14 protein-coding genes are annotated in these 12360 nt (G+C 64.4%); 6 read left to right on the plus strand and 8 right to left on the minus strand.

Translation table 11 applies throughout. From position 1 onward, the window contains the following. The first annotated feature begins 2 nt into the window (after window positions 1–2). Genes ABIA42_RS10425 through ABIA42_RS10440 form a run of 4 tightly spaced genes read left to right on the plus strand, consistent with a single transcriptional unit; the run spans window position 3 to window position 2947 of the window. A complete protein-coding gene (locus ABIA42_RS10425; protein WP_271529049.1) occupies window positions 3–692 on the plus strand; it encodes a Fe2+-dependent dioxygenase in 690 nt (229 codons plus the stop codon). Beyond that, the gene (gene exbB, locus ABIA42_RS10430) at window positions 689–1663 is read left to right on the plus strand and encodes a tonB-system energizer ExbB (protein WP_271529048.1); all 975 of its coding nucleotides are present in this window, start codon (window positions 689–691) and stop codon (window positions 1661–1663) included. Before ABIA42_RS10425 ends, exbB begins: the two co-directional genes overlap by 4 nt. 3 nt (window positions 1664–1666) lie before the next feature. Further along, entirely contained in the window at window positions 1667–2125 is a 459-nt protein-coding gene (gene exbD, locus ABIA42_RS10435; protein WP_271529047.1) for a TonB system transport protein ExbD, read from the plus strand. A 9-nt stretch (window positions 2126–2134) separates the two neighbouring features. Further along, window positions 2135–2947: an energy transducer TonB gene (locus ABIA42_RS10440; protein ID WP_370113804.1), complete on the plus strand. Its 813-nt coding sequence runs from the start codon at window positions 2135–2137 to the stop codon at window positions 2945–2947. Here ABIA42_RS10440 and ABIA42_RS10445 read toward each other — a convergent pair. The 3 genes from ABIA42_RS10445 to ABIA42_RS10455 form a co-directional block, all read right to left on the minus strand. Beyond that, entirely contained in the window at window positions 2935–3357 is a 423-nt protein-coding gene (locus tag ABIA42_RS10445; protein WP_370123556.1) for a hypothetical protein, read from the minus strand. The genes ABIA42_RS10440 and ABIA42_RS10445 overlap by 13 nt on opposite strands. A gap of 58 nt (window positions 3358–3415) precedes the next feature. Beyond that, a complete protein-coding gene (locus ABIA42_RS10450) occupies window positions 3416–4096 on the minus strand; it encodes a site-2 protease family protein (RefSeq protein WP_271529045.1) in 681 nt (226 codons plus the stop codon). A 75-nt stretch (window positions 4097–4171) separates the two neighbouring features. Beyond that, window positions 4172–5023: a LysR substrate-binding domain-containing protein gene (locus ABIA42_RS10455; protein WP_370157134.1), complete on the minus strand. Its 852-nt coding sequence runs from the start codon at window positions 5021–5023 to the stop codon at window positions 4172–4174. Window positions 5024–5124: 101 nt separating this feature from the next. On the opposite strand from ABIA42_RS10455, the gene ABIA42_RS10460 reads away from it, so the two are divergent. Next, window positions 5125–6006, plus strand: a complete 882-nt coding sequence (locus ABIA42_RS10460) for a DMT family transporter (RefSeq protein WP_370113802.1) — start codon at window positions 5125–5127, stop codon at window positions 6004–6006. Window positions 6007–6022: 16 nt separating this feature from the next. Here the strand turns inward: ABIA42_RS10460 and ABIA42_RS10465 are convergent, their stop codons facing one another. The 5 genes from ABIA42_RS10465 to ABIA42_RS10485 form a co-directional block, all read right to left on the minus strand. Beyond that, complete coding sequence (locus tag ABIA42_RS10465; RefSeq protein WP_370113800.1) at window positions 6023–6415, minus strand: hypothetical protein; 393 nt, start codon at window positions 6413–6415, stop codon at window positions 6023–6025. Continuing rightward, window positions 6396–7142, minus strand: coding sequence for an SDR family NAD(P)-dependent oxidoreductase (locus ABIA42_RS10470; protein WP_370113798.1), 747 nt, complete (start codon window positions 7140–7142; stop codon window positions 6396–6398). Before ABIA42_RS10470 ends, ABIA42_RS10465 begins: the two co-directional genes overlap by 20 nt. A gap of 19 nt (window positions 7143–7161) precedes the next feature. Continuing rightward, window positions 7162–7893, minus strand: coding sequence for an SDR family oxidoreductase (locus tag ABIA42_RS10475; RefSeq protein ID WP_271529040.1), 732 nt, complete (start codon window positions 7891–7893; stop codon window positions 7162–7164). Window positions 7894–8028: 135 nt separating this feature from the next. Next, the gene (locus tag ABIA42_RS10480; RefSeq protein WP_370113796.1) at window positions 8029–9858 is read right to left on the minus strand and encodes an IlvD/Edd family dehydratase; all 1830 of its coding nucleotides are present in this window, start codon (window positions 9856–9858) and stop codon (window positions 8029–8031) included. A 124-nt stretch (window positions 9859–9982) separates the two neighbouring features. After that, window positions 9983–11083 carry a LacI family DNA-binding transcriptional regulator gene (locus ABIA42_RS10485; protein ID WP_239623118.1) on the minus strand — a complete coding sequence of 367 codons (1101 nt, stop codon included), beginning with the start codon at window positions 11081–11083 and terminating at the stop codon, window positions 9983–9985. Window positions 11084–11285: 202 nt separating this feature from the next. On the opposite strand from ABIA42_RS10485, the gene ABIA42_RS10490 reads away from it, so the two are divergent. Further along, window positions 11286–12353 (plus strand): ABC transporter ATP-binding protein, encoded by a 1068-nt coding sequence (locus tag ABIA42_RS10490; RefSeq protein ID WP_370113794.1) that lies wholly within the window; start codon window positions 11286–11288, stop codon window positions 12351–12353. The last annotated feature ends 7 nt before the right edge of the window (window positions 12354–12360 follow it).

A 12360-nucleotide genomic window follows, 5' to 3' on the forward strand; every position in this document is an offset into this window, starting at 1 on the left:
TCATGTTGACGTGCCTGCCTGGCGTTCTCAGCAAGGATGATGTGGCGGATTTCCGCCGCATCATGGACGTCAGCCACTGGGAGGACGGTCGCTCCACCGCCGGCGCGCAGTCGGCGATGGTCAAGCGCAACGAGCAATTGCCGCCGGACAGCGAGGTCGCGCGCAAGCTCGGCAACCGCATCATCTCGGCGCTGACCTCGAACCCGCGCTTCATCGCGGCGGCGATCCCGCTGCAGATCTTTCCGCCGCTGTTCAACCGCTATGCGGCGAGCAGCGGCCATCATTTCGGCCTGCACGTCGACAATGCGATCCGCGGCGATCGCCTGACCGGCCTTCGCATCCGCACCGACCTGTCGGTCACGCTGTTCCTCGCCGAACCGGAGGAATACGATGGTGGCGAACTTGTGATCGAGGACACCTATGGTTCACACGAGGTCAAGTTGCCAGCCGGGGACTGCGTGCTCTATCCCTCGACCAGCCTCCATCTGGTCACCCCCGTGACCAGGGGAACGCGGGTTGCGTCTTTCTTCTGGCTTCAGAGCATGATACGGGACGATCAAGCTCGGAGCATGATCTTTGACCTCGACACCGCGATACAGGCGCTGGTGGAACGGCTCGGGCGTGACGATCCCGAAACGGTCAAATTGACGGGTATCTATCACAACCTCATTCGCTACTGGGCTGAAGTATGAAGACCATGTCCTTCCAAGCAAGCCTTGCCGCAGCTTTGATGCTGGCGGCCGCCTGGCTCGCATCCCCCGTTTCTGCCCAGACACAAAGCTCCCCGGTACCGGCGCAATCGGTGGCTCAGCCGGCCCCGGCCGGCCCGACCTCGGTGGCACCAGGAGCCACCGCGCCTGCAGATCCGGCGCCTTCGGCTTCGACGGCAACCGCTCCCGCTGCTCCGGCGGCGCCTCCCGCGGCCGCCGCTTCGGTGACCGCAAAGTCCGATGCGGCCGCCGTCGCGCCGGCCATGAAGGAATTGTCGCCCTGGGTGATGTTCATGTCGGCGGACGTCATCGTGAAGGCGGTGATGATCGGGCTCGCCTTCGCCTCACTGGTGACCTGGACCGTCTTCATTGCCAAATCGATCGAACTGTCGGTCGCATCCACGAAACTTCGTTCGGCACTGAAGAAGATTGCGGAGGCGCGCTCGCTCGCCGAAGCGCAGATGGCCCTCGGCACCAAGCAGGGCATCCTGCCGTCCTTCCTGGCGGCGGCGCTGCGTGAGGCGCGGATGTCGGCCGGCTTGTCCAGCGATGCCGGCATCAAGGAGCGTGCGGCCTCCAGCTTTTCGGAGATCGTGCGCGCGGAACAGCGGCGCATCCGGATCGGCATGGGCGTGCTTGCGACCATCGGCTCGACCTCGCCCTTCGTCGGCCTGTTCGGCACGGTCTGGGGCATCATGAACAGCTTCATCGGAATCTCGAAGTCGCAGACCACGAACCTCGCCGTGGTCGCGCCCGGCATCGCCGAAGCGCTGCTCGCCACCGCGATCGGCCTCGTCGCCGCCATTCCCGCCGTCATCATCTACAATCATTTTTCGCGCGTGACGAAGGGCTATCTCGAGCTCGTCAGCCGCGCCTCAGGCGCGGCGGGACGGCTGCTCTCGCGCGATCTCGACCGCAGCCACGGCAGCGTGCATTCACGCGCAGCGGAGTGAACCATGGGCGTTTCGCTCGCAGACAACGACGGCGAAGACGACGATTTCTCGGAAACGCATGACATCAACGTCACGCCGTTCATCGACGTCATCCTGGTGCTGCTGATCATCTTCATGGTCGCAGCGCCGCTCTCCACGGTCGACCTGCCGATCGATCTGCCGACGTCGAGCGCGACGCCGCAGAAGAAGCCGGACAAGCCGACCTATCTGAGCATCAAGCCTGATCTGACGCTCGCGATCGGAGAGAACCCGGTTCACCGGGCCGAGTTGATCGGGACCCTCGACGGCCTGTCCGACATGAGCAAGGATAAGTATGTGTTCCTGCGCGCCGATCGTTCGGTGCCGTATGGCGAATTGATGGGAGTTATGGAGCTCTTGCGCTCAGGCGGCTATACGCGGGTGAAACTGGTCGCGCTGGAAGGCGCGCCGGGGGTGCCTGCGCCAGGCGCCGCTCAGCCTTAGAGGCCCGTCATGTCGGACGAACTCAGACCATCCCGGAGGCTCTGGATCTTGGCGGCAGTGGCGGCGCTCGCGCTCCATCTGGGTGGTGCTGCGCTCGCGCTGGCCCATTTGCGCACCGACGACGACGGCGACGGCCTTGGTGCCAATGGTGCAGAGTTCGCCGTGGAGATGGCATCGCCCAAGGCGCCCGAAACCGATCTGCCGCCCGGGCCTGACAGCGAAGCGATGCAGGAGCAGCAGGCGCTCCCCGAGCAGAAGGCCGAGACCAAGGAGACGGAGCTTCCAAAGGATCAGTCGCAGGAGGTCGAGGATCCCGACCGCGTCGTGACCGAGAACAACGCGAAGAAACCGACGGAGGACGATCCGAAGATTCAGGCGGTCGAGACTCCGGCCGCCGAAGCCTCGCCGAAATCGGTTGCGACCGCGCGGCAGACGCTCGAGGAGGATGCCCGCGAGGCCGAGAAGGCGCTGGCGCCCGTCATCGGTATCGGCAAGGACATCCTGAAGCTGACGGCTGATTGGAACCGCAAGATCAGCGCGCATCTGGCGCTGCACAAGGTCAATCCGGACGGTAAAGTGCCCAATAACCAGAAGGTCAAGGTGAGCTTCGCCATCAACCGGAAGGGCAACGTGCTGTCGGTGGATGTCGTGGAGTCGTCGGGGGATGCGGCCTACGATGCGGCGGCGGTGTCGATCGTCCGCAAGTCCGATCCCATCCCGCAGCCGCCCGCCGGACTGACCGAAGACCGGTTCGAACGTACGGTCGACATCATCTTCACTCCGCCGGACGCGAAGAAGAAAAAGACGGCTCAGCGCCAGTAGAGCCGGATCCCGACATAGACCACGACCAGGCACGCAAAGATCAGCGCTACCGGGAGCGGCCGTTTCTGGCTTCCAGCGAATGCCGCCGCTCCGAAGGAGGCGGCCTTCTTCGGTTTCGGCGCCGGCCGGCGGAAGGCGGTAACATTGTCCGCCGCTGCTTCAGGCGGACGGACGCGGACGTCGGGCGGCGTTCCAGCACCGCCCATCTCGACATAATAGGCCTTGTAGATCGCGCCGATGGTGGCTTCGCTGGCCTCGTCCTCGCTCATCTGCGTCAGCAGGTTCTTGTAGCTGGCGAGGAACTCCTGGGCCTCCGGTGGCAGTGCGGACGACCCGTTGAGCTTGGCCATCATGTTCCAGGTGGCAAAATCGGCGCGGGCACGGGTGTCGGCGCGTCGCGCGATCAGCATATCGGCAGCTTTGACCAAGTCGGCCTCTGGCCCTTCGGCGTGGGAGTGTTCTGTTCAACTAAACGTTGCCGGTCAGGAACAGAACAGCCTGAATCACATAACCGGTCAACGTTCGCAGTATTGCTGAAATAACATCAAGATTTAGACCGAACTGCGAACCCGCAAGCGGCAGCAGGATCAACAGGCCGATCAGGATCAGCATACCGAACGGCTCGAGCCGCGCCAGCGGCGTGGCGAGGGGGCGGGGCAACAGCCCGACCGCAACGCGCCCGCCATCGAGCGGCGGGATCGGCATCATGTTGAATACGGCCAGGATCGCGTTGATCACGAGGGCGTTCTTGAGGTTGTCCGCAACCCATTTCGCCGAGCTCGCGGGTACCAGGGGTAGGGCATGGAAGGCGAGGGCCGCGGCCAGCGCCAGCAGGATGTTGGTGACGGGCCCGGCCAGCGCCACCCAGACCATGTCGAGCCTGGGGTTGTTCAGCTTGCGGAAGTTCACCGGCACCGGCTTGGCATAGCCGAACAGGAATGGCGAATGCGCGAATAGCAGCATCGCGGGCAGAATCAGGGTGCCGAACGGGTCGATATGCCGAAGCGGGTTGAAGCTGACGCGGCCGAGCTGCGAGGCCGTATTGTCCCCGAGCCGGTCCGCGACGAAGGCGTGCGCGGCCTCATGAAAGGTGATTGCGAGCACCAGCGGCAGCACCCAGACGGAAAGATCATAGAAGGAGATGTTCACGGCTCGTCCGTCCCGGTTCGCACGCGCGCTTTGCAAAGCAAGCCGTATAGGGCCACAACCCTTTACGATCTACCGCTATATGGCGCCCAATTCCGAAATTGCCCGCTGCAAATGATCTGCCAGCAGTGCCGCCGGACGCGACAGGTTGCGCGCGCGGTGGAGGCGGATGTCCGCCGCTGGCAGCGGCGGCAGGCCGTCGCGCTCGGACAAAACGCGCAGGCGAGGGGGCAGAATGCCCGCCTTCACGACCGTGATCGCGAGGCCCTGCGCCGCGATCGCCTCCACCGCTGCAAGTGTCCGGCTGACGAAGGCGAGCCGCCAGGGTCTGCCTGCGGCATCGAGGGCGTCGGCGGCCCACTGCCGGAACAGGCAGCCCGGCGGATAGAGTGCGACGGGCAGCGTGGGGCGCTGCGCCCCGGCTGAATATGACGCGGCTGCGGCCCAGACGGCCTGCTCGCGTCGCAGCAGCTCGCCATTGCCGTTTCCTTCCGGATGCATGGCGATGACGAGGTCATAGTCTTCGCCGAGCCGGGCCGGCATCGTCGCCGTCAACCCCGTCTCGATCTCGACGCGGATCTCCGGACGGCTTTTGGCAAAGTGCGCCAGCAATGGCGGAATGACGATCGTGCCGTAGTCGTCCATCACGCCGAGGCGGACCACGGCATCGCGCTTGCGCGGGCGGAGTGCATCGACCGCTTCTGCATTGAGGTCGAGAAGCCGCCTTGCATAGACGAGCAGCTCGTGACCGGCCGCGCTCAGTGCCACGCCCGACCTCGTGCGGTGAAACAGCCTGACGCTCAGCCGCTCTTCGAGGCGCCTGATCTGGACGCTTACCGCCGATTGGGTGCGGTTGAGGATCGCGGCCGCGCGCGTGAACGACCGATGATCGGCAACGGCGAGGAAGGCCCTCAAGAAGGTCGGGGTCAAGATCGGGCGCGGTCATGACGAAACCTAATCCTGGCATGACGGAAATTCCATTCCCCGTTTCGGCGCGTCTCCTATGCTGCCAGAAAGCCATGGGAGGAATCGTGGGCGAGGTTCTTGGCGTTTTTGCCGCCGTGTTGTCGAGTGCGCTGGGCGGGACCTCGATCGGTGCCACGCGCTATCTCGTGGGGAGCATCGATCCGCTCGCGATCGGCTCGTTCCGGTTCAGTATCGGCTTTCTCCTGTTGCTGCCGCTGGCGCTGCTGCGCGGCGATCGCTGGCCGAAGCGAGGGGACTGGGCTGCCGCCGTCGCGCTCGGCATCCTGTTCTTCGCGCTGTTTCCGATCCTGTTCAATGCGTCGCTGATCTTCACGACCGCCGCGCGCGGCGCGCTGGCTCTGTCGACGCTTCCTTTGTTGTCGCTCGTGATCGGGGCTGCGCTAGGCGCCGAAGCCCTGACCTGGCGCAAATCGGTCGGTGTCGTGATCGCGACCCTTGGGGTTGCGGTGGCGCTTCTGTCCGACCTGACCTTAGCTCCGTTCGGCGCCTGGCGCGGCGATCTCCTGATGATGGCGGCTGCGCTATGCATGGCGCTGTACGGCATCTGGTCGAAGCCGCTGATCCGGCGTTCCAGTCCGATCGCCTTTACGACCATGAGCATGGCGGCCGGCGCGGCCTGCCTCATCCTGCTCTCGTCTATCCGCGGCAGTTTTGCGCCCGTCGCGGGCTTCGGGATGCCCCAGTGGCTGGGAACCCTCTATTTGGGTGCCTTCGGCGCAGCGCTGACCTTCTATCTCTGGGCCTTCGCGCTGGAGCGGACGACGCCGACGCGCGTCGCGATCTCGGTGACGGTCAATCCGATCACGGCATCGCTGGTCGGGGCCTGGCTGCTGAACGAGCCGCTGCGCTGGAATCTGGCGGCGGGCATCGTCGCGGTGTTTGCCGGGATCTGGATCGCGACGACCGCGGGCAAAGGCAGGCGATGAACAAGCTCGATGGTCATCATGAAGCTGATCGCTGAGGCTCCTCGATTGACCGCAGCGTGACCGACTTGATGCCATAGTGCATGTGACTGTAGCGCTTGACGTACTCCCAAGCGCTTTGCCTCGCTCCTATCAGACCCGTGAAGCGGAAATTGAGAGGACGACCACCGATCTTCACCAGCCAATACCAGTCCTCCTGCTCGACGGTGATAGGAGCCTGCTCTGGCGCCTCGACGGCGGGCCGCAGGAACCACTTGTCGTCTTTGGCTTCCCAATAGAACTCCATCAAGCTCTCCTCATCGCAGTGGCAGATGCGGACGTTGATCGGCTCGTCCTGCGCCTTGAATCGCACGCGCCGCACCGGCAGCCACCTTCCCGGATCATGGCGCTCCTCAATAGGTTGCGCGTCCACCGGAGATGTCGAACACCGCGCCGGTCGAGAACGCGCAATCCTCGGATGCGAGCCAGGCCACCATCGCGGCGAGCTCCTCCACCAGCACGAAGCGCCCCTTCGGGATCTTCGACAGCATGAAGTCGATGTGCTGCTGCGTCATCTGGTCGAAGATCGCGGTCTTCGCCGCTGCCGGCGTCACCGCGTTGACGAGAATGTCGTGCGCGGCGAGCTCCTTGCCGAGCGACTTCGTCAGCGCGATCAGGCCGGCCTTGGACGCCGAATAGTGCGCCGCGTTCGGATTGCCTTCCTTGCCGGCGATCGAGGCGATGTTCACGATGCGCCCGTATTTCCGCTCGAGCATCGCGGGCACGATCGCCTTGCAGCAGATGAAGGGACCGTCGAGGTTGATGCGCAGCACCTTGCGCCATTCCTCGAGATCAGTCTCCCAGACCGGCTTGTTGACGCCGGCGATGCCGGCATTGTTGACGAGAATGTCGATCCTGCCGAAGCCGGCCAGCGTCGCATCGCGCGCCTGCTCGACGGCCGCGGTGTCGGTGACGTCGACCTTGAAGACTTTGGCTTCGCCGCCAATCTCTTTTGCCGTCTTCTCGGCCAGTGCCGCGTCGAAATCCCAGATCGCGACCTTGGCGCCGGAGGCGACGAAGCGCTCGGTGATCGCACGGCCAAAGCCCTGCGCGCCGCCCGTGACGATGGCGACGCGGCCGTTGAGATCGATCTTGTTCATGAGATTTGGTCCTCGAGCGTCAGAGCATGTAGCCGCCGTCGACCACGAGGTCGACGCCGGTGGTGAAGGCGCTCTCGTCGCTGCCGAGATAGACCGCCATGGACGCGATCTCCTCGGCGGTGCCGAGCCGGCCCATCTTCTGGCGGGAGATGAACATCTCCTTGCCCTGCGGTCCTTGCGCGGCGGCGCGGTCGAGCATCGAGGGCGTCTCGACGGTGCCGGGGCAGATCGAGTTGCAGCGGATGCCCTTGGTGATGAAGTCGAGTGCGACCGCACGCGTCAGCAGCGACACCGCCGCTTTCGACGCGCTGTAGACGTAGCGGTTGGCCGGCGGACGCAGCGCCGCGCAGGACGAGATGTTGACGATGCTGCCGCCGCCGCCCGCCAGCATGTCCGGCAGGAAGGCCTTGATGGTCCGGTGCATCGATTTGACGTTGAGGTCGAACGAAAAGTCGAAATCCTCTTCCGAGCACTCCAGGATGGTGCCGTGGTGCACGAAGCCCGCCGCGTTGAGCAGGATGTCGATCCTGCCGACGCGCTTGGCAAAGGCGTTGACGTCGGCGGTGTTGCGGACGTCGAGCTTGGCGACCTCGGCGATGCCTTCCTTGGTCAGGCTCGCGATTCCGGCCTCGTTGATGTCGGTGGCGATCACGGTTGCGCCTTCGCGCGCGAATGCGATGGCGCATGCGCGCCCGATGCCTGCCGCAGCAGCCGTGACGACGGCGCGCTTGCCCTTGAGGCGGTCTGCCATTTTGTTGTTCTCCCTTATGCGTTCCGATCCGAACCCAGCGTCATTGCGAGGAGCTCTTGCGACGAAGCAATCCAGACTGTCTCCGCGGAGATAGCTCTGGATTGCTTCGCTTCGCTCGCAATGACGGTGCGGCTCTCAGTGATTGTCCCGCGCCACGCCAAACGTGCCGGCGACGTTCTGATAGCGCGTGGCAAGCTCCATGCAGGCGCCCGTCGACTGCTGGCCGACGGTGTTGCGGTAGATCTCCTGCCACGGCGTCTGGTTCGGCGGATGCTTGAAGCCGCCATTGGCCTTGAGCTCGGCATGGCGCTTCTTCAGCTCCTCGTCCGAGATCATGATGTTGGCGCTGCCCTTGTTGAGGTCGATACGCACCTTGTCGCCGGTCTTCAGGATCGCAAGACCGCCATTGGCGGCGGCTTCCGGCGAAGCATTGAGGATCGAGGGCGAGCCAGAGGTGCCAGACTGGCGGCCGTCGCCGATGCAGGGCAGGGACAGGATGCCGCGTTTGATCAGTGCTGCCGGCGGCTGCATGTTGACGACCTCGGCGCCGCCGGGGTAGCCGATCGGACCGGTGCCGCGGATGAACAGCACGCAGTGCTCGTCGATGTCGAGCGAGGAATCGTCGATCCGCTCGTGATAGTCCTCAGGTCCTTCGAACACGATGGCGCGCCCCTCGAAGGCGTTGAGGTCCTTCGGGTTGCTGAGGTAGCGGTCGCGGAATTCCTTGGAGATCACGCTGGTCTTCATGATCGCGGAATCGAACAGGTTGCCCTTCAGCACCAGGAAGCCGGCATCCTTCACCAGCGGCTTGTCGTAAGCCCAGATCACGTCGTTGTCGGGCTCCGGCGCATTCCTGCAGTTCTCGCCGATGCCGCGGCCGTTGACCGTGACCGCATCCTCATGGATGCGCTTGTGCTTCATCAGCTCGCGCACCACCGCCGGCACGCCGCCGGCGCGGTGGAATTCCTCGCCGAGATAGAAGCCGGCCGGCTGCATGTTGACGAGCAGCGGCACGTCGTGGCCGACCTTCTGCCAGTCCTCGATCGAGAGCTCGACGCCGATATGGCGGGCCAGCGCGTTGATATGGATCGGAGCATTGGTCGAGCCGCCGATCGCCGAGTTGATCACGATGCAGTTCTCGAACGCCTTGCGGGTCAGGATGTCCGAGGGCTTCAGGTCCTCCCAGACCATCTCGACGATGCGTTTTCCGGTCTCGTAGGCGATCTGGCCGCGCTCGCGATAGGGGGCGGGGATCGCTGCGCAGCCCGGCAGCGAGAAGCCGAGCGCTTCGGCAAGCCCGTTCATGGTCGAGGCGGTGCCCATCGTGTTGCAATGGCCGACCGAGGGCGCCGAGGAGGCCACGATCTCCATGAACTCTTCATAGTCGATCTCGCCGGCCGCGAGCCGCTCGCGCGATTTCCATACAATGGTGCCGGAACCGGTGCGCTCGCCATTGTGCCAGCCGTTCAGCATCGGTCCGCCCGACAGCACGATCGCGGGCAGGTTCACGGTGGCCGCCGCCATCATGCAGGCCGGCGTGGTCTTGTCGCAGCCGGTGGTGAGCACGACGCCGTCGAGCGGATAGCCGTAGAGGACCTCGACCAGGCCGAGATAGGCGAGGTTGCGGTCGAGCGCCGCGGTCGGGCGCTTGCCGGTCTCCTGGATCGGGTGGGTCGGGAATTCCATCGCGATGCCGCCGGCTTCGCGGATGCCCTCGCGGACGCGATGGGCGAGCTCGATGTGGTGGCGGTTGCAGGGAGAGAGATCGTTGCCGGTCTGGGCGATGCCGATGATCGGCTTGCCCGACTGCAACTCGGCACGGGTGAGGCCGTAATTCAGGTACCGCTCCATGTAGAGCGCGGTCATGCCCGGATTGTGCGGGTTGTTAAACCATTCCTGCGAGCGAAGGTGGCGGCGAGAACCGTTGCTGCCGGCGGCATGCCCATTGGTTGGTTTCTTTGTCATTGGTTTCTCCTGCAATGCAAACGCACTGGCGTCCGTCTCATGGTGTCGGCATGTGCGATGCCCAACGGCGCGAGCGATGATCTGCCTTCCCGGCTGGCGGGTCGTTTCCTCACGAGTCCGAATACTAGTCGTGGCTACTTGGTAACGCTATCATTTTGTTCACCGCACCCGCGCCGGAAACGGCTGGCCTGCTGTCCGAACGTCGTGCCAACGAGCTTTGACGCTCGATCACCTTGAAGCCGAGATCGAGCACCGGCTGCTCCGGGCGCCGCCCTTCGATCGCGTTGATCAGCATGGTGGCGGCCGTCTTTCCCATCTCGTAGCGGTTGGTGCGGATGCTGGTGAGGGTCGGGACGGCGGAGGCCATGAATTCGAGGTCGTTGAAGCCGACGATCGCGATCTGCCCGGGGACTGCGATCTCCCGGCGCCGGCATTCGAACAGCACGCCGAGCGCGAGGTCGTCATTGGCGCAGAACACCGCATCGATGTCGGGCTCCCGCGCCAGGAGATCGGTGAACAGGGCTCCGCCGAGCGTCACCGAAGTCGGCGTGGCCGTCGTGACGACGAGACGCTGCTCGAACAGTCCGGCGTCCTTCATGGCCGAGACATATCCGTCCAGCCGCCGCTGCACCCGCGGGTCCATGCGCGCACCGACGAAGCCGATCTTGCGGTGACCTTGCTCGAACAGGTGCGCAACCGCCGCGCGGGCTGCATCATAGTGCGAAAAGCCGATCATCATGTCGACCGGATCCGGCCCGATCTCCATGATCTGCACGATCGGGCAGTCCGCGGCCTCCAGCATCGCGCGGGACTCGGCGGTCTGGTCGATGCCGGTGACGATCAGCCCGGCCGGCTTCTGCGCCAGAAACAGGCGCAGCAACTTCTCTTCCTGGAGAATGCTGTAGCGCGTGTTGGACAACTGGATCGAGTAACGGCTGCCCTCTGACGCGTCATAGATGCCGCGCAGCACGTCCGAGAACACGTTATTGGTGAGGGAGGGGATCAATACACCGATGACTTCGGTGCGTTGCGAGGCCAGTGCGCGTGCGGCAAGGTTGGGCACATAGCCGAGCTCCTTGGCGGCGCTCTCGACCCGCGTCCGCTTGGCGACCGACAGGGCCTCCGGATTGCGAAAGAAGCGGGACGCGGTAATCGGGCTGACGCCGGCGAGCTCGGCGACTTCGGCCAGCCGGATTTTGCCTGACTTGGTGCGTTTTCGACCCATTTGCTGCTCTTAACACAGTCAGTCCTGCAAACAAAGGAACGTTGACAGCGCTACCAGCAACGACTAACCAAAGACAAATTGCCAAAACCGCACAAACTACCGACAATGTCGCCCGCTAAGATCGGGCTTCGTTCGGTGAAGTCTGAAAAAACAAGACGGTCGCGGCGCGAGAGGCGTCGTGGACTTTCGAGGAGGGAGCTAGATGTCGTCTGTGCAAATCCGCGACGTGCGGAAATCGTTCGGCAATTTTGAAGTCCTGCACGGCGTGACGATTCCGATCGAGGATGGCCAGTTCGTCGTCCTGGTTGGCCCCTCCGGCTGCGGCAAGTCTACGCTTCTGCGCATGCTCGCCGGGCTCGAGAACATCACCTCCGGCACGATCTCGATCGGCGACCGCGTCGTGAACAATGTCCAGCCCAAGGAGCGGGACATTGCGATGGTGTTCCAGAACTACGCGCTCTATCCGCACATGACGGTGGCCGAGAACATGGGATTCTCGCTGAAGCTGCGCAATGCCAGCTCGGACGAGATCAACAAGCGCGTCAAGCGCGCCGCCGAGATCCTCGCGCTGTCGCCGCTGCTCGACCGCTATCCGCGCCAGCTTTCCGGCGGCCAGCGCCAGCGCGTCGCCATGGGCCGCGCCATTGTGCGCGATCCGCAGGTCTTCCTGTTCGACGAGCCGCTGTCGAACCTCGATGCCAAGCTGCGCGTCGCCATGCGCACCGAGATCAAGGAGCTGCACCAGCGGCTGAAGACCACGACCGTCTACGTCACCCACGACCAGATTGAGGCCATGACCATGGCCGACAAGATCGTCGTCATGCATGACGGCATCGTCGAGCAGATGGGCACGCCGCTCGAGCTCTACGACAAGCCCGACAACCAGTTCGTCGCGGGTTTCATCGGCTCGCCCGCGATGAACTTCCTCAAGGGTCATGTTCGCGTCAACGGCGTTGCCAGCTTCGAGGGACCGAACGGAGTCAAGCTGCCGCTCAAGACCGCACCGGCGGGCTCGGACGGCCGGCCCGCAGTCTACGGCGTGCGGCCGGAGCATTTCACCATCGCCGATGACGGCGCCGAGGCAGAGATCATCGTGGTCGAGCCGACCGGCTCGGAGACGCAGGTGTTCGCCAAGGTCGGCGGCGAGCAGGTCGTCGCGGTCTTCCGCGAGCGTCACCAGTTCAACCCGGGCGACAAGGTGCGGCTGAAGCCCGACCCGTCACTGGTTCATCTGTTCGACGATGCGACAGGCAAGCGCATGAACGCGTAGCGCATCA

Origin of the sequence: Bradyrhizobium sp. USDA 327 (genome assembly GCF_041262065.1) — a bacterium.
Classification (GTDB): domain Bacteria; phylum Pseudomonadota; class Alphaproteobacteria; order Rhizobiales; family Xanthobacteraceae; genus Bradyrhizobium; species Bradyrhizobium liaoningense.

Coding starts and splice junctions, on each gene's coding strand:
- ABIA42_RS10480 (WP_370113796.1), bottom strand. CDS start 9,858: ATGACAAAGAAACCAACCAATGGGCATGCCGCCGGCAGCAACGGTTCT.
- exbB (WP_271529048.1), top strand. CDS start 689: ATGAAGACCATGTCCTTCCAAGCAAGCCTTGCCGCAGCTTTGATGCTG.
- ABIA42_RS10425 (WP_271529049.1), top strand. CDS start 3: ATGTTGACGTGCCTGCCTGGCGTTCTCAGCAAGGATGATGTGGCGGAT.
- ABIA42_RS10470 (WP_370113798.1), bottom strand. CDS start 7,142: ATGAACAAGATCGATCTCAACGGCCGCGTCGCCATCGTCACGGGCGGC.
- ABIA42_RS10440 (WP_370113804.1), top strand. CDS start 2,135: ATGTCGGACGAACTCAGACCATCCCGGAGGCTCTGGATCTTGGCGGCA.
- exbD (WP_271529047.1), top strand. CDS start 1,667: ATGGGCGTTTCGCTCGCAGACAACGACGGCGAAGACGACGATTTCTCG.
- ABIA42_RS10445 (WP_370123556.1), bottom strand. CDS start 3,357: ATGCTGATCGCGCGACGCGCCGACACCCGTGCCCGCGCCGATTTTGCC.
- ABIA42_RS10490 (WP_370113794.1), top strand. CDS start 11,286: ATGTCGTCTGTGCAAATCCGCGACGTGCGGAAATCGTTCGGCAATTTT.
- ABIA42_RS10485 (WP_239623118.1), bottom strand. CDS start 11,083: ATGGGTCGAAAACGCACCAAGTCAGGCAAAATCCGGCTGGCCGAAGTC.
- ABIA42_RS10475 (WP_271529040.1), bottom strand. CDS start 7,893: ATGGCAGACCGCCTCAAGGGCAAGCGCGCCGTCGTCACGGCTGCTGCG.